Origin of the sequence: Paenarthrobacter sp. TYUT067 (assembly GCF_023656375.1) — a bacterium.
In the GTDB taxonomy this organism is placed as follows: Bacteria; Actinomycetota; Actinomycetes; order Actinomycetales; family Micrococcaceae; genus Arthrobacter.
This window is the reverse complement of the sequence record NZ_JAMOIT010000003.1, coordinates 208151-228557: the sequence shown is the minus strand read 5'-3', so window position 1 is coordinate 228557 and position 20407 is coordinate 208151. Positions and strand designations below refer to the sequence as shown.

The 20407-nt window shown below is 63.3% G+C and carries 22 protein-coding genes; 4 read left to right on the top strand and 18 right to left on the bottom strand.

Annotation, left to right across the window (positions count from 1 at the left end):
- A complete protein-coding gene (locus MOD31_RS04025) occupies positions 1-984 on the bottom strand; it encodes a GDSL-type esterase/lipase family protein (protein ID WP_223942235.1) in 984 nt (327 codons plus the stop codon).
- A gap of 50 nt (positions 985-1034) precedes the next feature.
- Between MOD31_RS04025 and MOD31_RS04020 the strand changes: the two genes are divergently transcribed.
- Positions 1035-2270: a heparan-alpha-glucosaminide N-acetyltransferase domain-containing protein gene (locus tag MOD31_RS04020; RefSeq protein ID WP_250819907.1), complete on the top strand. Its 1236-nt coding sequence runs from the start codon at positions 1035-1037 to the stop codon at positions 2268-2270.
- On the opposite strand, the gene MOD31_RS04015 is transcribed toward MOD31_RS04020, so the two are convergent.
- From MOD31_RS04015 to MOD31_RS03975, 9 genes are all read right to left on the bottom strand, one after another.
- Entirely contained in the window at positions 2246-2734 is a 489-nt protein-coding gene (locus MOD31_RS04015) for a hypothetical protein (RefSeq protein ID WP_014921283.1), read from the bottom strand. The genes MOD31_RS04020 and MOD31_RS04015 overlap by 25 nt on opposite strands.
- 4 nt (positions 2735-2738) lie before the next feature.
- Positions 2739-3497 (bottom strand): 4-hydroxy-tetrahydrodipicolinate reductase, encoded by a 759-nt coding sequence (gene dapB / locus MOD31_RS04010; RefSeq protein WP_142939641.1) that lies wholly within the window; start codon positions 3495-3497, stop codon positions 2739-2741.
- Positions 3498-3548: 51 nt separating this feature from the next.
- Positions 3549-4004, bottom strand: a complete 456-nt coding sequence (locus MOD31_RS04005; RefSeq protein WP_223942232.1) for a molybdenum cofactor biosynthesis protein MoaE — start codon at positions 4002-4004, stop codon at positions 3549-3551.
- The gene (locus MOD31_RS04000; RefSeq protein ID WP_250819906.1) at positions 3994-4491 is read right to left on the bottom strand and encodes a MogA/MoaB family molybdenum cofactor biosynthesis protein; all 498 of its coding nucleotides are present in this window, start codon (positions 4489-4491) and stop codon (positions 3994-3996) included. Before MOD31_RS04000 ends, MOD31_RS04005 begins: the two co-directional genes overlap by 11 nt.
- Positions 4488-5018 (bottom strand): cyclic pyranopterin monophosphate synthase MoaC, encoded by a 531-nt coding sequence (gene moaC / locus MOD31_RS03995; protein WP_250819905.1) that lies wholly within the window; start codon positions 5016-5018, stop codon positions 4488-4490. The genes MOD31_RS04000 and moaC overlap by 4 nt, the downstream gene beginning before the upstream one ends.
- Positions 5006-6226 (bottom strand): gephyrin-like molybdotransferase Glp, encoded by a 1221-nt coding sequence (gene glp, locus MOD31_RS03990; protein ID WP_250819904.1) that lies wholly within the window; start codon positions 6224-6226, stop codon positions 5006-5008. The genes moaC and glp overlap by 13 nt, the downstream gene beginning before the upstream one ends.
- 66 nt (positions 6227-6292) lie before the next feature.
- A complete protein-coding gene (locus tag MOD31_RS03985; RefSeq protein ID WP_223942228.1) occupies positions 6293-7873 on the bottom strand; it encodes a molybdopterin-dependent oxidoreductase in 1581 nt (526 codons plus the stop codon).
- A complete protein-coding gene (locus MOD31_RS03980) occupies positions 7870-9132 on the bottom strand; it encodes a sensor histidine kinase KdpD (protein WP_250819903.1) in 1263 nt (420 codons plus the stop codon). The genes MOD31_RS03985 and MOD31_RS03980 overlap by 4 nt, the downstream gene beginning before the upstream one ends.
- On the bottom strand, positions 9119-9919 hold the full coding sequence (locus tag MOD31_RS03975) for a response regulator transcription factor (protein ID WP_166842824.1): 801 nt from the start codon (positions 9917-9919) through the stop codon (positions 9119-9121). The genes MOD31_RS03980 and MOD31_RS03975 overlap by 14 nt, the downstream gene beginning before the upstream one ends.
- 150 nt (positions 9920-10069) lie before the next feature.
- On the opposite strand from MOD31_RS03975, the gene moaA reads away from it, so the two are divergent.
- Complete coding sequence (moaA, locus tag MOD31_RS03970) at positions 10070-11209, top strand: GTP 3',8-cyclase MoaA (protein WP_223942225.1); 1140 nt, start codon at positions 10070-10072, stop codon at positions 11207-11209.
- 4 nt (positions 11210-11213) lie between these two features.
- A complete protein-coding gene (locus MOD31_RS03965; protein ID WP_142939649.1) occupies positions 11214-11480 on the top strand; it encodes a MoaD/ThiS family protein in 267 nt (88 codons plus the stop codon).
- A 30-nt stretch (positions 11481-11510) separates the two neighbouring features.
- Here MOD31_RS03965 and MOD31_RS03960 read toward each other — a convergent pair whose 3' ends face one another.
- The 8 genes from MOD31_RS03960 to truB all read right to left on the bottom strand — a co-directional run bounded on the left by MOD31_RS03960 (position 11511) and on the right by truB (position 19211).
- Entirely contained in the window at positions 11511-11972 is a 462-nt protein-coding gene (locus tag MOD31_RS03960) for a DUF1579 family protein (RefSeq protein WP_142939650.1), read from the bottom strand.
- A gap of 88 nt (positions 11973-12060) precedes the next feature.
- Positions 12061-13404 carry a pitrilysin family protein gene (locus tag MOD31_RS03955; protein WP_250819902.1) on the bottom strand — a complete coding sequence of 448 codons (1344 nt, stop codon included), beginning with the start codon at positions 13402-13404 and terminating at the stop codon, positions 12061-12063.
- A gap of 81 nt (positions 13405-13485) precedes the next feature.
- Positions 13486-15738 carry a polyribonucleotide nucleotidyltransferase gene (locus tag MOD31_RS03950; RefSeq protein WP_011774282.1) on the bottom strand — a complete coding sequence of 751 codons (2253 nt, stop codon included), beginning with the start codon at positions 15736-15738 and terminating at the stop codon, positions 13486-13488.
- Between the two features lie 243 nt (positions 15739-15981).
- A complete protein-coding gene (gene rpsO / locus MOD31_RS03945) occupies positions 15982-16251 on the bottom strand; it encodes a 30S ribosomal protein S15 (RefSeq protein WP_142939652.1) in 270 nt (89 codons plus the stop codon).
- Between the two features lie 120 nt (positions 16252-16371).
- Positions 16372-17394, bottom strand: a complete 1023-nt coding sequence (locus tag MOD31_RS03940) for a bifunctional riboflavin kinase/FAD synthetase (RefSeq protein WP_142939653.1) — start codon at positions 17392-17394, stop codon at positions 16372-16374.
- Positions 17395-17482: 88 nt separating this feature from the next.
- Positions 17483-17917, bottom strand: a complete 435-nt coding sequence (locus tag MOD31_RS03935) for a hypothetical protein (protein WP_223942222.1) — start codon at positions 17915-17917, stop codon at positions 17483-17485.
- Between the two features lie 20 nt (positions 17918-17937).
- Positions 17938-18291 carry a hypothetical protein gene (locus tag MOD31_RS03930; RefSeq protein WP_142939655.1) on the bottom strand — a complete coding sequence of 118 codons (354 nt, stop codon included), beginning with the start codon at positions 18289-18291 and terminating at the stop codon, positions 17938-17940.
- A 2-nt stretch (positions 18292-18293) separates the two neighbouring features.
- On the bottom strand, positions 18294-19211 hold the full coding sequence (gene truB / locus MOD31_RS03925; protein WP_223942221.1) for a tRNA pseudouridine(55) synthase TruB: 918 nt from the start codon (positions 19209-19211) through the stop codon (positions 18294-18296).
- A 34-nt stretch (positions 19212-19245) separates the two neighbouring features.
- Here truB and MOD31_RS03920 point away from each other — a divergent pair, with 34 nt between their 5' ends.
- Positions 19246-20406, top strand: coding sequence for a pyridoxal phosphate-dependent aminotransferase (locus MOD31_RS03920; protein ID WP_250819901.1), 1161 nt, complete (start codon positions 19246-19248; stop codon positions 20404-20406).
- Position 20407 lies beyond the last annotated feature (1 nt).

The following is a 20407-nucleotide window of genomic DNA, read 5'->3' as shown; positions in this document are numbered from 1 at the left end:
TCAGCCGGTGGCTACTGCGGCCAGGCGCGGCCCCAGCCGCTCAGCCATCAGCCGGTAGCCCTCGTTGTTGGGATGCAACGTATCGGGCATCAAAGCAACGGCTTCCTCCATCGCGAAGACGCTGGCACCGTCGAGCAGGTGAACGTTTGCATCCCCGCGTTCTCGGACCGTCCGGACGACGTCGGCTACTGCTTTCCTGTAGTCAGCCAGCGTCCAGCCTGCAGAGTTGGGCACATTTTCCCGGGGAACCGACAACACAGGAGAAATGACCGCAATGGGCACGCCAGGGTGTGCCCGACGAACATTGCTGACAAACCCCAGGACCTGGCTTGCGAACGTCCTTCCCGAGAAGGCGGCGACGTTGTAACTGTTGATGCCCAGGCACAGGGAAATGATATCTGCCGGAAGTTGCGAGATCGTGCTCTCGACCGCGGGGTCCAGCTGACATTCGCCCCCGAAGCCCAAGGACTGCAATCGCCAGCCGAGTTCCCTGGCCACCAACGCCGGCCACGCCTCGGAGGGACCATTTGCCGTCCGGCATTGGGTGATGGAACTTCCGTAGGCGATCCACCTCCTACCCGTTTCCGCGGCAACCTTCACGTCCTGACCTTTCAGGGAAACCTCCAGCACCCTCAGGAAACCATAGTGCGGCAGCCACACCTGAACTCTGGAGTGAGGCGGCATATTATCAAGGTCAAGGTCATGACTGACACGTCCAGCCCCAGGGACCCGATGCCGGAGAACTCCATTTACCAGGACGTCGAAGGGAGATCCGTCCTCCGGACCTTCGGCTTCAATCACCACATGCCCCGACGTTGCCGTCCACGTCGCGTGGATTCCGGCGCACATCCTGGCACGCTCCTCCAGCCCATTCGTGGCTGGGGGCATGAACAGCGCCGAATCAAGGCGTCTGAACTGCTGCCATCCATCGGAGTCGTGAACGACCTCGAAAGCTCCGGCCCACTGGGCGTTCACAGATTCCATGGCATGGAACTCTACCGCCAGCGCGCGGTTGATTATGAGACGATCGCTGAATGACTTCGCAAGAGACGGCGCCTCCGCGAAATGCCCCCGGCAAACGCACGGTCTCCTCTCGGCTCTCGGGAATCGATGCCGCAAGAGGCGCGGCTTTGCTGGGAATGATGGCCACGCACTTGATGCCCACGTTCGGACCGTCCCCGCAGTGGGAACCGACCTTTGTGGGATTGGTGTTCTCAGGCAGGTCGGCGGCGCTGTTCGCAGTCCTCGCCGGCATCGGGCTGGCGCTCAGTACGGGCAAACAGGAGCCCCGCAGCGGCACGGAATTGTGGGCTGCCCGGCGAGGAGTTGCCATGCGCGCCTTGGTGATTGCCGTCGTCGGCCTGATGTTGGGAGGCCTTGACGTCAACGTCGCAGTGATCCTGGTTCACTACGCCGTCCTTTTCCTGTGCATCCTGCCGTTTCTGGGCCTCCGACTCAAGGCACTTTGCTTCTGTGCCCTCGGCTGGGTCTTTTTCTCTCCGCTGCTTGCGTTTCTGGTCCGGCCGCTGCTGCTGGACGCCGCACCTCCCCTGACGTTGGGCCATAACCCCAATTGGGAGGATTTCGGGACTCCTGCACGCCTCCTCGCCGACCTCTTTTTCACCGGCTATTACCCTGTGTTCCAGTGGATCTCCTACTTGTTGATCGGACTGGTGATAGGCCGTTTGGCGCTGACCACCGCGAGGATCCAATTGCTGCTGGTGATGTGCGGGATCGCGGTGGCCGGCGTGGCGAAAGTCGTCGGGATCCTGGCCATGGAGGCATGGGGTGGCCGCACTGCCTTGTCAGCCCTCCCTGTCACCAGGGGCTATCCCTTGGAAAGCATGCTTCAGGTGAACGTTACCGGCTTGGAACAGACCGGCTCCTGGTGGTGGCTGGCAACGGCAGCCCCGCATGCCGGGACCACCTTGGACCTGCTGCACAGCGGCGGCGTTGCTGCGGCCGTAGTGGGGTTGTTCCTGCTGCTTGGCACGTTGGCGGAGCGGATCAGGATCAATTTCCTGGTCCTGCTGAGCGGGCCGGGTGCCATGACCCTGAGCCTCTACTCTGCCCACGTCTGGGTGGTGTCCGCCTTCACCAACCAGCCTTTGCCTTCGGGGTGGACGGACGAAGGGATGTACTGGGCCCAAGCCCTCACTGCCGTTGCGATTGGCGTTTGTTTCGCGGTGCTGCAGCACCGCGGACCATTGGAATGGGTAGCCCACACCGCATCACGCCTTGGCAGTCACCGGCCTGCGGCAGTGGGCTGAGAGCGGAAGAGTTTCACGGCATCGCGCATGGACGCGCGGGCACGTTTGCGGTCCCCGGAGGCATCGTACGCGCAGCTCAATCGGAACCAGGACCGCCAGTCCTCGGGTGCGGCTTCTGCTTCGGCGCGGTACTTCTCAAACTCTGCGTCAGCGGCCGCTCGGACAATGCGCCCGCCCGGGGTGCGCGGAAGGTCATCAACGGGCAAACCGCCCTCGGCTTCCAGGACCTTGGCCATCTGCTCGGTGCGCGCACCGAAAAGCAGCTCGCGGATGAGTGCCCACGCGCCAACAACCGGCAGGACCAAGTAAGCGGCCCCGATTCCCTTGGCAACCAGATTGGGGTCACCGAGCAACAGGAAGGAGCGTTGCACCGAAACCACCAGGTATAGGACCAACAGTAAGGTGATGGCACCTACCCAGATTTTGGTGCGGTTCTTCTTCAGGGACGTCCAGAAATTACCCATGGCTTTAGAGACCCAAGTCCAGGTAGCCATCCAAGCCCACGGTAAGGCCGGGGTTGGCTGCAACTTTACGAAGCCCCAGAAGGACTCCGGGCATGAAGGAGGCTCGGTCGAAGGAGTCGTGGCGCAACGTCAGCTGCTCACCGGGACCACCGAAAAGCACTTCCTGGTGAGCAACCAAACCGCGCAGGCGCACGCTGTGGACTCGAACCCCGTCCACGTCGCAGCCTCTTGCACCGTCCAGTGATGTTTCCGTGGCGTCAGGGCTCGCCGCGACGCCGGCTTCCTGGCGCGCTTCAGCTATCAGCTGCGCCGTGCGCACTGCCGTTCCGGATGGGGCGTCCACCTTGTTGGGGTGGTGCAGTTCGATAATTTCCACGGACTCGAAGTATTGCGAGGCCTTGGCCGCGAAAGCGGTGGCGAGCACAGATCCCAGGGCGAAGTTCGGGGCGATCAGAACACCGGTGTCCGGCTTTTGCTCCAAGAGGCTCCGCAAGGAATCGAGCCGGTGGGCGTCCCAGCCGGTGGTACCCACAACTGCGTGGATGCCGTGCTCTACGGCGAACCGGACGTTGGCCTCCGTGGTGTCCGGAACGGTGAGGTCAACAACATACTGTGCACCGGCGTCGAGCAGTTTCTCCAAGGAATCGCCGCGGCCCAAAGCGGCCACCAGCTTCATGTCTCCGGCTGCCTCAACAGCCTTGACGGCTTCCATTCCCATACGCCCGTGGGCACCCAGCACTGCAACAGCAAGTTGTTCGGTCATGCCGTTAACCCTACCGCCGGGTCGGAGCCCGGGAGGAACCGTGACTCGGGCCTACTCCCCTGCCCCGACCCATTCCACAGTGCCATCAGTGAAGAACTGTTCCTTCCAAATGGGGACCTGCTCTTTGACCCGGTCCACAAGCTCGGCACACACAGCGAACGCCTGGCCGCGGTGGGCAGCAGCCACCGCACATACCAGCGCGGGGTCCCCGATCTCCAACATGCCGATCCTGTGGGCTGCCCAGATCCGAACCGGCTGTGCAGCTTCTCCGGAGTGCTCTGCCACCAGCTGCGCCACGACCTCTGACATCACCTGGTGGGCTGTGGGATGCGCGCTGTAGCTCAGCCGGTCCACAGCTTTGCCGCCGTCGTGGTTTCGGACGACGCCACTGAAGCTGACAACGGCTCCCGCGGTATCCGATTCGACCGCCTTGATGGCTTGGTCCACGGAAATCGGCTCGGCGCTGAGAACGGCGCTGACCACTTCAAAGTTTGTTTCAGTGCCCATGCTTTCCTTCCAGTTGCTCACAGAGATGCCCGATCACAGGGTCCAGGACAGCCAAGCCGTCCATGACGCCTTTCGGGGATCCAGGCAGGTTGATGATAAACGTCTTCCCTACTGTTCCGGCGTGGCCACGGCTGAGCATGGCCATGGGGGTTTTGGCATCGCCGGCGCGGCGAATGCCTTCCATGATGCCCGGAATCTCGCGCTCAAGGAGCGGCAGCGTCATTTCCGGTGTGCGGTCATCCGGGCTAAGGCCCGTGCCGCCGCTGGTGATCACTACGGCTGGATCCTGCGTCAGGAGGGCCCTTAGGGCAGCGCCTACGGGCTCACCGTCCGGCACCACCATGGTGGGAAAAGCATCGAAACCGTGTTCGTTGAGCCAATCGAGGATGATCGGACCGGTCTCATCGGCGTACACGCCTGCAGCTGCTCGGGTTGAAGCGATCACGACGCCGGCCTTCCGGGGAACGTTCGGCTCGCATGCACTCACGCGCCGGCCTCCCTGGAGGTAGCCGCTCCGGAGATATCCCAGTCTCCGCTCTTTCCGCCGCTCTTGGCGAGGACACGAATATTGGTCAGCACCGCATGCTTGTCCACGGCCTTGATCATGTCGTAGACACTCAGCGCCGCCACCGAAGCCGCCGTCAATGCTTCCATTTCGACGCCGGTCACGCCCTTGGTCTTGACGGTTGCCAGGATTTCAACCGAGTCGGCGCCCAGTTCGAAGTCCACGGTGACCTTGGAGATCGGCAATGGATGGCACAACGGAATCAGATCGGGGGTCTTCTTTGCCGCCATGATCCCTGCGACGCGCGCCACGGCTAGGGCATCGCCCTTGGGCAGCTCGCCGGCACCCAGCAGGGCCAGCACCGCGGGCGTGCTGCGGACAGTGGCCGTGGCAGTCGCAACACGAGTAGTGACGGCTTTTTGGGAGACGTCCACCATCTGCGCGGTGCCGTCCTGCCTGAGGTGGGTCAGGCCACCGGAATTTTCGGGAGTGTGGTTCACAGCATCCATACTTCCACTTCGTCCCCTTTGGCGAGTTCCGTGACGTCGCCGGGGATCTGCACCAGGGCGTTTGCCCGGGCCAGGGCATGGACCAGGTGGGAACCTGCGCCACCTTCCATCCGGACCGTGCCATCGGTGCCCATGGTTCCGCGGCGAACCTGGTGTTTTCCTTCCGGGGAGGTCAGCGATTCGCTCAGGCGTGCCCTGACCACCGGCCTCGGGGCAGGGGTTCCCTGTACCTGCGAAAGGGCGGGCCGGAGAAACATTTCGAAGGAGACCAGGCAACTGACCGGGTTCCCCGGAAAGCCCAGGAAGGGCACGCCCTCAAAGGTGCCCAATCCTTGCGGTCCGCCTGGCTGCATGGCGACCGGCTGGAATTCCACCGGCTGGTTCGCCATGGCTTGCCGGACTACCTCGTAGGCGCCCTTGCTCACTCCCCCGGTGGTGACGATGAGATCTACCCGGTCCTCCGCCGGCCCGGTATGACGACGAAGGACCGCCAGCAGTTTGGAGGGATCGTCTTCGGAAATCCCGGTGCGGACCACGTCCAGGCCGGCCTGTCGCATGGACGCTTCGAGCAGTGTCCCGTTGGAATCGAAGATCTTGCCTGCTGTGAGTTCGGACCCCGGCTCCACTACCTCATCTCCGGTGGTGACCAGGAGGACACGGCAGGGTTGGCGGACCTGAACGGTTGTCAGGCCCAAGGCGGCCAGCAAGCCCAATTGTGCAGGCCCCATCCGCGTACTGGCGGCCAACGCCAGCGCACCCTTGCCGATGTCGCTGCCGCTGTCCCGGACGTAGGTGCCGGAGGCGACTGAAGGCAGGACCACGGTAGCCTCGCCCGCTGCAGGGTCCGGGAAAGTGTTCGGCGTGGCCTTTTCAATGGGCACGACGGCGTCGGCCCCCTCGGGGATCACGGCTCCGGTCATGATGGGGGCGGCAAAGCCGGGCTTGAGAGCTGCCGGCGCGGCACCTGCCGGAACCGGCTCCGCTACCCGGAGCTCCGCACCGCCGTCGGGGATATCTGCTGAGCGGACGGCGAATCCGTCCATTTGGGAGTTGGCGAACGGGGGCAGTGACAGTGGCGCGTGGACGTCGACGGCGAGCGCCCTACCCAGTGCCTCCAGTAATGGCATGCGGAGGTGCCCTTTGTCGGCTAGGACACCGGTCAGCAGTTCCACCACTGCCTGGCGGTGGGCTGCAACAGATCTGGGCACGGAACATCCTCCTGTGTGGACACGCTGGCTTCCGGCGAAACCTCCGGACGTACCCAGACTAGGGCCTCAGCCCACTTTGACGTTGATGGTGTGATAGCCGGTGGCACCATCCGGGGCTACCGGCGCTTTGTCTTCAGTCTGAGGAACACCGGTGGAATCGGTTGCCCGGACCTGCACTTCGTAGTCCCCTGGCGTGAGATCGAGGCCCAACTGCCACTGATACCAGGTGTCTGAGGAGATCGGGCTGGCCAGCGCTGCCTGCTGCCATGGTCCGCGGTTGACGCGGAGCTCTACGCGGTTGACTCCCCTGTGCTGGGCCCAGGCTACGCCGCCGAACTGCACCTTGCCTGCTTGGACGCTCCGGCCGCTGCGGGGTACATCGATGCGCGATTGCGTCTTGATGGGACCTCGATCGCTCCAACCACGGGGCGTCCAGTACGCGGTGTCGTCGGCGAAGCGTGTGACCTTGAGTTCAGTGAGCCATTTGGTGGCCGAGACGAAGCCATAAAGTCCCGGCACGATCATCCGCACGGGGAATCCGTGTTCCAGCGGGAGCGGCTCTCCGTTCATGCCTACGGCCAGGAGCGCGTCACGGTCATCTGTGAGGGCCTCCAAGGGAGTGCTGGCCGTCCAGCCGTCGTTACTGGTGGAGAGGACCATGTCCGCGCCGGCCTTGGGTCCTGCCATGGCCAGGAGTTCCCGTACGGGCCAGCCCAGCCAGAGGGCATTGCCGATGAGGTCGCCACCTACATTGTTGGACACGCAGGCGATGGTGATGTGGCGTTCTGTCATGGGCTTGGCCAGGAGGGTGGCGAAGTCCATTTCAACTTCGCGTTCCACCATTCCGGTGACCTTCAGTTTCCAGGCAGGAGGATCGATGGCCGGCACCGTCAAGGCGGTGTCGATCCTGTAGAAATCCGCGTTCGGGGTGACCAGGGGGCTGATGCCATCCACGGGAAGGGACGCACCTGCAGGAATGGCTTGCGCCGGCGTGGCGGGTTCCGGGAGCGTCATGGAACCGCGGAAACCTGACGCCACTGCTGTAGCCCTGGTGAGGACAGTGGTCACTGTTCCGGCCACGACGGCGGCGAGTGAGGTTCCAGCCAAGGCGTTCAGAAAGCTCCGCCGAGCCAGTGGTGCCTCCTCACGGCCGGGGGTTTCTTCGGAGGGAGCCCAGGTTGCGAGCCGACGTATGAGCGTTCGCAGCAGCAGCATGGTGACAATGGCGGCAACGATCGGTGCAAGGGCCGCTTGGGGGCTCGCTTGGGCTCGGGTCACGACGGCGGTCAGTCCGGCTGCGCCCGCCAGTCCAGCCAGTGCCAGGCCCCAGCCGGTGCGGCGACGTTCCAGGATGCCAGCAAGCGCCGCCAGAATTCCTGCGACGCTCACAATGCAGGCCACCAGCACGATCTTGTCTGCAGTACCGAACAACTGCACCGCCAGATCCTTGACCCCGGGCGGTACGGCATCGATCACCGCACCACCGAGGGCTGTAACAGGCGATACCAGGGGGCTCAGGAGACCGGCAGCCAGTTCGCCCGCCGCGATCCCCGCGGCGCCGGCTGCTACGCCGGCGGCTGCCGCCCACAGCGCGGGCCTGCCCATGGTGCCTCGCTGCTGGGTGGTACCGGGTGCGAGCGTACTCATGAGATGCCTCCATGGCGGTGTTCTCTGGCGATGGGTTGATGGGTGGGAGTCACTGATGTCATGGACGGCATCCGCGATTCCGATGAGGGCGCCTTGGCCGGAAGTGACAGCGCAAAGCGGCAACCGCCGTCGACGTTATCCACGGTGACCGCTCCCCCATGCGCCTTGACGATGCCAGCCACCATGCTCAGGCCGATGCCTGCCCCGCTGTAGCTACCTTGCATCTCTTCCGTAGTGCGACGGGCGGGGTCTTTCTGCCATCCCGTTTCGAACAGGTGCGGAAGGTCCTCGTCCGGGATGCCGCCGCACTGGTCCTCCACAGCGATCACGGCGTTCCCGCCGGAACCTCCAACGCGTTCGCCGCCGACGCTGATGTGGACGTCGCTGCCGGGTTCGCTGTAGATGATGGCGTTGAGAAGTATGTTCCGCACTGCCCGGGCGAGGCTTGGTCCGTCGGCGACGGCCATGCACTCACGGTCACCGCCGCCGTCGAGCCTGATGCCTTTCCTGGTGGCTAGCGGCGCCAGGTCAGAGATCGCGTCGCTGACGAGGTCGTACAAGTCCAGCGGTTCGGCACGCAGGCGGAGGGTGCCGGCCTGAATCTTGGACAGCTCCAGGAGGTCGTTGACCATGGCCGTCATCTGCTCTGTCTGCCCGATGATCTTCCGGTAATAGCCCTGCACATCTGATGCCATACCGTCTTCAAGGGCCTCGGTCATGGCGCGCATGCTGGCCAATGGTGTACGGAGGTCATGGGATATCCATGACACCAGCTCCCGGCGGGCGGCCTCAATAGCAGCTTCGCGTTCCCGCGATTCGGCCAGGCTGCGGCTGCTGGCCTCAAGTTCCTGGGCCAATTCGGCGAGTTCGGATGTCATGGCGGGAGCGCTCCCCCGACCCTCGGCCACGGTATGTTCCAGTGTTTCGCCACGACCAAGGCGTCGGGCAGCGTCAACAAGGTGGGCCGCATTGCGTGAGACGCCGGCACCGAGCATCAGTGACAGAGCCACGGCGACGGCTGAGGCAGTGGCCAGGATGTACCACATGACCTCAAGGTCCCGCGCGGAAATGAACATCGCGTTGAAGGCACTGACCATTCCTGCCACCAGCACAGCTACAGTGGCAACCACCACCAGGCAGATCTGGGCGAGTACCGAGGCCCGGCGGAGCAGCCTGAGAAGCGCCCACGTGGCGGCCCCAATGACCACAGCCCAGAACAGGACCCATGCCAGGATGATCCACAGCTCACTGCCTTCCATGGTCACCCCCTGAAACGTTGGGCCCCGACACGTCGGGCCCTGACACGTCGGGCCGCACAGTTTCGGTCTCAGACCGCTTGCCATCGAAGCGGTAGCCAACGCCCCAAACTGTCTTAAGCAGTTCGGGTTTGGTGGGGTTGGCTTCTATCTTCTCCCGTAGGCGCCGGACGTGAACGGTGACGGTAGACAGATCACCGAAGTCCCAGCCCCATACGGCCTTGATGAGTTCTTCCCGGCTGAAGACCTGGTTGGGCCTTCGCATCAGGAAAGCCAGGAGGTCGAATTCACGGACCGTCAGAGCCAGCGGAACTCCGTGGTGCGTCACGGTCCGGGAGGCAGGATCCAGTTCCAGTCCTGCGGCTTCCACCGGCGGTTCCGGAGTGAACTCCTTGATACTCCGGCGCAGTACCGACTTCACCCGGAGGACCAGTTCACGCGGGGAAAAGGGTTTGGTGACGTAGTCATCCGCGCCCATCTCCAGGCCCAAAATCCGGTCATCTTCGGTTCCCAAGGCTGTGACCATGATGACGGGAACGCTCATGCTTAGACGAAGCCGGCGGCACACCTCCACGCCGTCCAGTCCTGGCAGCATACGATCCAGGATGACAAGATCGGGTTGCCGCGTGGCCGCAAGGTCGAGTGCGGTGAAACCATCCCCCGCCATGTCCACCTGGAAACCGGCTTTGAGCAGGTAGTCACGTACGACGTCGGCAATGGTCTGTTCATCCTCCACCAGGAGGATCCGACGATTCCCCGGCTCCGCTGCTGATGCCGCATTTGTGGTCACGCTTTCAGCATAGGTTTGCTGACGGTGGCCGGCACGCGTTCCTGGCCCAAAGTGCACAAGCGTTTGGAATCCGTAAGAACTGTGTGGGTTAAGGACTCTGCGACTGTAAGGGGTGTCACTGATCCAGCCACGGTGGCGTAGCCTGAATTTATGAGTGTTCAGCTAGGCATGCCGGTGCCCCCTCCGGGCGGCGCGGCAGGCAGCCCGGAAAGCGGCGTTGCAGTTCCGCCACCACGTCCAGCCGGCACGCCCACCGGGCTGTGGGATCGTTATGGCCGCCGCGCAACGGATATGCGCCTTTCCTTGACGGACAAGTGCAACCTGCGCTGCACCTACTGCATGCCTGCCGAGGGACTCGAATGGCTCTCGAAACAGGCAGTGATGACCAGGGACGAGATAGTCCGAATCGTCCGTGTCGGCGTCAACGCCCTGGGCGTGCGGGAACTCCGCCTGACTGGTGGCGAGCCCCTGGTCCGCGCCGACTTGGTGGACATCATTGCCGGCATCCGCGCGGACCACCCGGACCTCCCCATCTCCATGACCACCAATGGCGTGGGACTGGATAAGAAGGCCGCAGCACTGAAAGCCGCGGGCCTTACCCGGATCAATGTCTCGCTCGATTCCCTCCATGAGGAGACCTTCACCAAACTTACCCGTCGCCCCTTCCTGGATCGCGTCCTGGCCGGCGTGGATGCCGCTTGGGCGGCCGGGTTGGGCCCGGTAAAACTGAACGCTGTGCTGATGCGCGGCATCAACGACGCCGAGTCGCCGGATCTTCTGGAATGGGCCCTGGGCCGCGGCTACGAACTCCGCTTCATCGAACAAATGCCCTTGGACGCGGACCACGGCTGGACCCGACGCAACATGATCACGGCCGCCGAGATTCGTGGACTGCTCTCCCGAGACTTCGTGCTGGACAACGACCCCCGCGAGCGGGACGGCGCACCGGCCGAACGGTTTGAAGTACGACGCCGGGACGCGGCAACGGGCGTCGCCACAGGGCCGGTCCTCGGTACAGTCGGCATCATCGCATCAGTCACTGAGCCGTTCTGCTCCGACTGCCGCCGTACCCGCATCACCGCGGAGGGCAAGATCATGAGCTGTCTTTTCTCCCGCGAAGAATTCGACCTGTTGGGCCTCCTTCGTGAAGGTGCCACGGATGACCAATTGGCGTCGCGGTGGCAGGACGCCATGTGGGTCAAACCCAAAGCCCACGGCATGGACCACACAGGTCTCGGCGCAGCGGACTTCGTCCAGCCGGACCGCAGCATGAGCGCAATCGGAGGCTGAACCTTTGCTTGTCCGTTACTTCGCTGCCGCACGCGCGGCCGCCGGGGTGGAAGAAGAACTTCACTCCCTCCCGGAAGGAACCAGCCTGGAGGCGCTGCTGGAAGCTGCCCTCGCCGTCGAACGTCCGCTTCCCCCCGAAGGCACGCCGCCGCTCGCCAGGATCGTGGCACGCAGCAGTTTCCTTCGCAACGAGGTGGCCGTCCGCGACCGTACAGCTCCCTTGGGAAGCGACGACGTCATCGACGTATTGCCGCCGTTCGCCGGAGGCTAGGACCGCACAGGGCGCCAGCGCTGCGCGGGTTCACGCTTTCCGGAACACGCTCTTCAACAACGGGCTGAACTCAGCGGATCCTTCAAGCCTCAAGTCTGCGGTGTGCACCAGGACGCCATCGTCCACGCGGAATGTGTGCCGGGCTACGCCGTCGGCTGTCCGCCGGTCCAGGGTCAACGTGCCTGCATTCCATGTCCCACGGACCGGGCTCGCCGGTGGCCGTCCCATGCTGTCCACGTAGTACCACAGCGTGTCGCCGTGGTCCCGGTCAACAGTGAACATGCCATGACCTTCGAAATGCGTGCCGTCGGCTTCGCGGTGCCTATAGCTCTGAACCACGGCATATCCGCCCGCAGCCTTGGTAAACACCGCCTCGGCTTCTGCAGTCCGAGCAGTTCCCCAAGGAGACGCTGCGATCTCCGTAATGCCGCGCCAATGACCAAGGAAATCCCGCAGCATCTCCGCGGCTTGGCCGCTTGAGGGCGCATCCATCAGGGCTCCAAAGTAGTCAGGGCAGCATCATCGTGTGATCATGCTGCCCTGTTTACAGTGCGGGAGTCCAGAGGTTCCGGACGGGAACCTAGAGCCCGAAAGTTTCGGTTTCCTCAAAAGGACCAACAACAGTGATGGTCCGGGGCGCCGCTGCGAGTTCACGGGCGAGGTCCTGGACATCCTCTACGGTGACGGCCTTGATGCGTGCCAGGGTCTCGTCGATGTCCTGGAACTCCCCGGACACCAATTCCGCCCGGCCAAGACGCGACATCCGGGAGCCCGTGTCTTCGAGCGCGAGGACAATCCCGCCGCTAAGCTGCCCCACAGCCTTCCGGAGCTCTTCCTCGGTGATACCTTCCTTGGCGAGCTTGTCCAGCTCAAGGCCCAGGAGTTCCAAAACCTGGCGGACCTTGGAAGGCGTGCAGCCGGCATACATTCCGAAGTAGCCAGCGTCCGCATACGCGGCAGTGAAAGAGTAGGTGGAGTACACCAGGCCGCGCTTTTCACGAATTTCCTGGAACAGGCGTGAGGACATGCCTCCGCCCAGTACGGCATTGAGCACGCTCATGACAAACCGGCGGTCATCGGTGGCAACGATCGTTGGGCAACCCATGATGATGTTGGCTTGCTCCACAGGACGCTTTACTACGTGCAGTCCGGCCGTGCCCGTGATGACGGCACGGTTCGTGCCCCGGCGGTCTACCGGCGCGGCGTCGGCGTCCAGCTGCCATCCAGCAGCTGTCAGGGCATCCACAACCAGCTGGCAGACGACGTCGTGATCCAGTCCGCCGGCTGCGGTGATGACCAGTTCCTCCGGTCGGTAGTAGCGCTGGTAGTGCGCCCACACCGAATCCCTTGCCACGGCTCTAATAGCATCCGGCGTTCCCCCGATAGGCCGTGCCAGCGCGTGGTTGCCCAGGACAGCGGCCACGAACTTCTCATGGGCGACGTCCGTGGGGTCGTCGCTGTCCATGGCGATCTCCTCAAGGATGACGTCGCGTTCCTGCTCCAATTCGGCAGGATCCAAGACCGCACCGGTGATCATGTCCGCGATGACGTCGATGGCCATGGGGAGGTCTGTATCCAGGACCCTGGCGAAGTAGCAGGTGCTTTCCTTGGCTGTGGCCGCGTTGGATTCACCGCCCACCTCGTCGAAGGCGGACGCGATTTCCAAGGCTGTGCGCCGTTTGGTGCCCTTGAACAACAGGTGCTCAAGAAAGTGTGTGGAACCATGCTGGCCGTCCGCTTCATCACGCGAACCCACTGCCACCCAGAACCCTATGGTGGCCGAACGCTGACCGGGCATTGCCTCGGTGAGGACGCGCACGCCGCCGGGCAGGACCGAGCGCCGCACGACGGAACCGCCCTCGGCACCATGGATCAATTCGCCGCCGGGAAGGGTCTGTTCCAGTGGCAAGGGTACGACAGTCATTAAGGCCTTTCAGGTTAAGGCCGGAAGGGCCGGTGGAGCTTTTTCAAGCCCACCGGCCCTGCCGGGTGTACTGCTTACAGACTACTCTGCGGACTCTTCAGCGGCCTCGGCCGGAGCGTCCTCTGAGGCTGCTCCTTCTTCCTCGGCAACAACCGGGGAGAGGGAAAGCTTTCCGCGGTCATCGATCTTGGTGATCTCGACCTGGACCTTCTGGCCCACGGAGACGACGTCATCCACGTTGTCCACGCGCTTGCCATTGGCCAGCTTGCGGAGCTCGGAGATGTGCAGCAGGCCGTCCTTGCCCGGGGTGAGGGAAACGAAAGCGCCGAAGGTGGTGGTCTTGACGACCGTACCCAGGTAGCGCTCACCGATTTCCGGTACCTGCGGGTTGGCGATGGCGTTGATGGCGGAGCGTGCTGCGTCGGCAGACGGTCCGTTGGTGGCGCCGATGTAGACAGTGCCATCATCCTCGATTGAGATGTCCGCGCCCGTGTCTTCCTGGATCTGGTTGATCATCTTGCCCTTGGGGCCGATGACCTCGCCGATCTTGTCCACGGGGATCTTGACGGCGATAACGCGCGGCGCGAACTCGGAGAGCTCGTCCGGGGTGTCGATCGCTGCGTTGATGACCTCGAGGATGTGGAGGCGGGCTTCGCGGGCCTGCTTCAGTGCTGCTGCCAGCACGGAAGCGGGGATGCCGTCGAGCTTGGTGTCCAGCTGGATAGCTGTGACGAACTCGGAAGTACCTGCCACCTTGAAGTCCATGTCACCGAAAGCGTCTTCGGCGCCGAGGATGTCCGTCAGGGCTGCGTAGCGGGTCTGGCCGTCAACCTGGTCGGAAACCAGGCCCATGGCGATACCGGCAACAGCTGCCTTCAGCGGCACACCTGCGTTAAGCATGGAGAGTGTGGAAGCACAGACGGAACCCATGGAGGTCGAACCGTTGGAACCGAGGGCCTCGGATACCTGGCGGATCGCGTAGGGGAACTCTTCACGGGTGGGCAGAACCGGCACCAGAGCGCGCTCTGCCAGGGCACCGTGGCCGATTTCGCGGCGCTTCGGGGAACCGACGCGGCCGGTTTCACCGGTGGAGTACGGCGGGAAGTTGTAGTTGTGCATGTAGCGCTTGCGCGTTACCGGCGACAACGAGTCGATCTGCTGCTCCATCTTGAGCATGTTCAACGTGGTGACGCCCATGATCTGGGTTTCGCCGCGCTCGAAGATTGCAGAACCGTGAACGCGGGGCAGAACCTCTACCTCGGCAGTCAGCTGGCGGATGTCCGTCAGGCCACGGCCGTCGATGCGGACCTGGTCCTTGAGGATTCGCTGGCGCACAACGTGCTTGGTGACCGAGCGGAAAGCTGCGGACAGTTCTTTCTCGCGGCCCTCGAACTGGCCGGCAAGTGCACCCAGGACTTCGTCCTTGAGCTCGTCCGAGGCGTTGTCGCGGTCCTGCTTGTCAGCGATCTGGAAGACAGCGGCCAGCTTGTCGGCAGCAGCGGCTTCAACAGCGGCGTAGACGTCGTCCTGGTAATCCAGGAAGACCGGGAACTCAACCGTGGGCTTGGCAGCGCGTGCTGCCAGGTCAGCCTGTGCTTCACAGAGTGCCTTGATGAACGGCTTGGCAGCCTCGAGGCCCTCGGAAACAACCTCTTCGGTAGGAGCGGTTGCGCCCTGTTCCTTGATGAGGTTCCAGGAGTTGTCCGTGGCTTCGGCTTCAACCATCATGATGGCGACGTCGTCACCTGCAATGCGGCCGGCAACAACCATGTTGAACACGGCGTTCTCGAGCTGGGAGTGCTTGGGGAAAGCGACCCACTGCGAACCCTGTTCGTCGGCGATGAGGGCGACGCGGACGCCACCGATCGGGCCGGAGAACGGGAGGCCGGAAAGCTGCGTGGACATCGAGGACGCGTTGATGGCGACGACGTCGTAGAGCTCATCGGGGTTGATGGCCAGAACGGTCACCACGATCTGGACCTCGTTGCGCAGGCCCTTCACGAAGGCGGGGCGCAGCGGGCGGTCCATGAGGCGGCAAGCCAGGATGGCTTCGGTGGACGGGCGTCCTTCGCGGCGGAAGAACGAGCCCGGGATACGGCCGGCAGCGTACATGCGCTCCTCGACGTCAACCGTCAGCGGGAAGAAGTCGAAACCTTCGCGCGGCTGCTTGCCTGCCGTGGTTGCCGAGAGCAGTGCGGTGTCTTCGTCGATGTAGACCATCGAGGCGCCAGCTGCCTGCTTGGCAAGGCGGCCGGTTTCGAAGCGAATGACGCGCTTGCCAAAACGGCCGTTGTCGATAATGGCTTCGGAGAACTGGATTTCGGGACCCTCCATAGAGAGTCACCTCCGTTTCTGTTAGCGGAAGTCCGCCGCATCAACCCAGGCCTCTTCTTTTTTCCTGGCCTGTACTACACCCGGTCATCGATCGAGATCCACGGGCGTTGGCATCGTCACAGATGATGTTCCCGGGAATCACTACCGAGGACCGCGAATGCGCGATGCGGTTGATTCCTGTTTTTAGTTGTTGGTGAAAAAGGCGGCCCGTTCCGCTGGGGACCGGGCCGCCCCTAAGTCAGACTAGCGGCGCAGGCCGAGACGCTCGATGAGCGCACGGTAGCGGGCGATGTCAGTGTTCTTCAGGTAGGTAAGCATGCGCTTGCGACGACCAACCATGGCCAGCAGACCGCGCTGGGTGTGGAAGTCGTGCTTGTGCTCCTTCATGTGCTCAGTCAGATCTTTGATCCGCTGAGTCAGGACTGCAACCTGGACCTCGGGTGAACCGGTGTCGCCTTCAGTGGTTGCGTATTCCTTGATGATGGACTGCTTTACAGCGGCGTCAAGTGCCACGTGAACTCCTAGAGTTGTGCCGTGCCTCCCGCAACAGCGCCTCGCTGACGGGTTGTCCCTGGTACGTTGCCGCACACAAAAACAGGTCCAGCCGCCACGGACTGCAGCCGGATCCACTGATCAGTTTACCGGCACGTCAGCAGTGTTGTCGAAATGCCCCTGGCGCCGGGTCAACAGTTCGTGCGCCTGGGCTACGTCGAGGCACATTTGTTCGACCAAAGCCTCCGGCCCACGGTAGGCCACCATGCCGCGCAGGCGCTGCGTAAATTCGACGGCAACATTCTGCCCGTAGAGGTCGAAGTCTTCCACGTTCTCTTCGGGGCGGTCGATCACGTGCGCTTCCACCTGCCGGCTGACGCCGTCGAAGGTGGGGTTCGAACCAACGGAGATTGCGGCGGGCCAGCGCGTGCCGGCTTGGTCGATCAGCCACCCCGCGTAAATGCCGTCAGCTGGTACGTATCCGGTGGAATCATGGGAAAGGTTTGCCGTCGGAAAGCCGAGATCCCGTCCCCGGGCCGCTCCGTGCACCACTTCACCGCGCATGCGGTGGGGGCGGCCCAACACCGCGGCAGCTGTAACTACATCGCCTTCGCTCAAGGCCTCCCTCACCCAGGTGGAGGAACAGCGGCGGTCGGCATCGCCGTCGTCATGGACCGGGAAGCCTCCTGCGCCGTATTCATGGACAACCTGCACCCCGAAACCGAGCTGGTCGCCCAGTTCCTGCATAGTGAGAACGTCGCCGGAATTGCCGGCGCCGAAGCGGAGGTCGTGACCAACAACGACGTGCGCGGCGTGAAGTCCCTCAACCAGGATTTCACGGACAAACTCCAGCGGCGTCATGGCGGCGAGGTCGAGGGTGTACTTCATCACCAACACAGCGTCCACCCCGGTGTCGCCCAGGGCGTCCAGTTTGTCCCGGAGCCCCATGATCAGCTCAGGAGCAGAATCCGGCCTGTGGACCTGAGCGGGATGGGGATCGAAGGTCACGGCAACCGAGGGGATGTTGTGCCGCTTGGCTGTGTCGGTCACTTGCGACAGAACATGCTGATGACCCCGATGGACGCCGTCAAAGTTCCCGATGGTAACGACAGTAGGTCCGAAGTCCTTGGGGACTTCAGTGGGATCGTTCCAGATGTGGACCATCAACCTCGCCTTTTACTGCAGATGTTCGTTCCGCCCGGCAACCTCCCGGCGCCGGAACAATCTAAGGTTACCCGCTAGGGTGTTTGACTCAGGACGGTCGGCGTTTGTTGAGCCACAAAAGGCCCAGGATCGGCAGGACCAGCGGAACAAAGCCGTATCCACGTCCGAACAGGGACCACACGGTGTCATGCGGGAAAGCAATTGGATCAAAGAGGCTGATCGCTCCTACCACCAGCACACCCACAAGCTCAGTGAGCACGGCAGCCAGGGAAACCTTGAACCAAGTGCGGCCCGGCTTGGCAAGCGAGACAGTCGCCACTATGTAGACGACGGCGGCGAACGCCGACAAGATGTGCGCCAAGGGAGCTTCGGCGAACTTGGTGGCGATCTGGTAACCGGCACGAGCTGTGGCCGACAACGCAAATATTGCGTAGACCGCGATCAGCAGGCGTCCGGGGCCGGTGTTGCGTGTGTCCTTCCGCTGCGGCTGCCGGTTGGCCGGGTTGGTCTCGGTTCCAGTCACGTTGTGTTCTTTCTTCAAGGTCAGTACCAGATCTGATTCATGCGGGCGGCCATCACCAGGGCAGTAACGCCCACTGCAGCCAGGACAAAGTTGCTCCAGCGGGTCCGTTCAAGGATGGCCCAATAGACAGCTCCCAGGGGAATCATCATGGCAACGATGAGGTAGCCCCAGAACTCCCAGGCTTCACCGGCCATCTGTTCGCCCATGGCCACCCGGACGATCGAGCCCACCAGATACACCACCAGAACCAGCTCAACGGCGAGTACGGAAAAGATGGTGGGGTCGTTCGGGGCCTTCTTCATCAAACCAGCCACGATGCACATGACCGTGGACACCAATCCGACGATCAGGATGGCGTAAAAGTATCCGTCCATGGCTACTTTGCCTGCCCGGTTCCCGGCGCAAAGACCAGCACGGGTTTCGCGAAGTTGCCTGTATCTGCAAGCAACGCCACCAGCTCTCCCGACGGCGCGAAGGCTGCGGCAGGCTTTTCGGCCGTGGCGGCGTCGGGCGTTCCTGCTCCCGGACCGGCAGCGATGCGGCGGCCGAAGGAGATTTCGGTGGTTTCGTCCTCGCTGAGCTCCCGGTTGGGCATGAGTGCACGCGCCGCCAAGGACATCTCCAGAACCTCAAGCTCTTCTGCCAGCTGCTCCAGCGTGCGGGCCTGGTCCAGGGAGTATGGGCCAACCTGGGTCCTCCGCAAGGCTGTGAGGTGTCCCCCGACGCCCAAGGCACCGCCGAGGTCCCGGGCCAACGCCCTGATGTACGTGCCGGAGGAGCACTCCACGGTGACCTCGACGTCGACTACCCTGCCGCCGTCGATCCTGGTGATGGAGTGGACATCAAAGCGGTGGATGGTGACCGGGCGGGCCGCGAGCTTGACCTCTTCACCCGAGCGGACGCGGGCATAGGAGCGTTCGCCGTTGACTTTGATGGCACTCACGCTGCTCGGAACCTGTTGAATCGGCCCGGTGAGGGCAGCGACGCCGGCAGCTATGGCGTCGTCGGTAATGGCCGCTGCGCTGCGGGCCTCCGTGACCTCGCCCTCGGCGTCGTCAGTGATGGTGGTTTCGCCCAGCCGGATGGTGGCCGTATACGTCTTGGAGGTGCCCACGATGTAGGTCAGAAGACGCGTCGCCTTGTTAATGCCCAGCACCAGCACACCGGTTGCCATGGGATCCAGCGTGCCCGCATGCCCCACTTTTCGGGTGCCGGCCAGCCGCCGCATCCGGCCAACCACATCATGGCTGGTCCATCCCTGCGGTTTGTCAACGATTACCAGTCCAGAAAGCACGCTTACCAGTATATGGGTGGCTAGGATGGCTCCCATGCCTGAGCTTGCCGCACACGTCCGCGACGTCCCCGTGAACCAGATCCGTGAGATCACCGAAGCTGCCTGGTCCACTCCCGGAGCTATCGTCCTCAGCATCGGCGAGCCGGGCTTTGCCCTCCCCCGCCACGTCCTGAACGCCGGCATTGCCTGCCTGGACCGGGATGAGACCAACTACACACCCAACGCCGGGATCCCTGCCCTCCGCGAGGCCTTCGCCGCTCGCTTCCGGGAGCAACAAGAGGTCACTATTGGTGCGGAGCGGGTCTATGTGGTGGACGGCGCCCAGCAGGGACTGCACTTTGCCATGAGCCTTCTCCTCTCCCCCGGTGACGAGATCCTGATTCCCAACCCCGGCTACCCCACCTTCGCCATGACCAGCCGGCTGCTGCACGCCGTGCCTGTGCAGTATCCGTTGTATCCACAGAACGACTTCCAGCCGCACATTGAGGACATCGAGGCCCTGATCACGCCACGGACCCGCGTGATGGTGCTGAACTCCCCGTCCAATCCCCTGGGCGCCGTGATCAGTGAGAAAGCCACGCGCGAGCTGGTGGAACTGGCAGTCCGGCACGACCTCTGGATCATCTCGGACGAGTGCTATGAAGCCTTCACTTTCGATGTGCCCCATGTGAGTCCCGCCCGCTTCGACAGCGACGTCCCCGGCGAAGCCCGGGTCTTCACGTCCCTGACCTTATCCAAGACCTACGGACTGACTGGCCTCCGGATCGGGGCGCTGATCTGTCCTCCGGGTTTGGAGCAAAAAATGAACAACGTGATGGAATCAATCGTGTCCTGCGTCGCGTCTCCTTCGCAGTACGCCGCTTTGGCCGCGCTGACGGGGCCGCAGGACTACGTTTCGCAGGCTCGCGACCATTACCGGAGCAACCGGGATGCGGCGTCGGCGGTGCTGACCGAAAAAGGGATCCGGTTCCTGGGAGCTCAAGGAGCGTTCTATTTATGGGCCGACGTCTCGCATGTGAGTGGCGGGGACGTCCGGACCTGGGTGCGTAAATTCCTTGCGGAATCGGGCGTGTCGTTCGCGCCGGGCACTGCGTTTGGGTCGATTGGCGAGGGATGGATCAGGATTGCCCTGTGCGGCGGGCAGCAGGACCTGCTCGACGGCGTCACCCGCCTCCCGGCCAAGGTCCAGTTGTAGC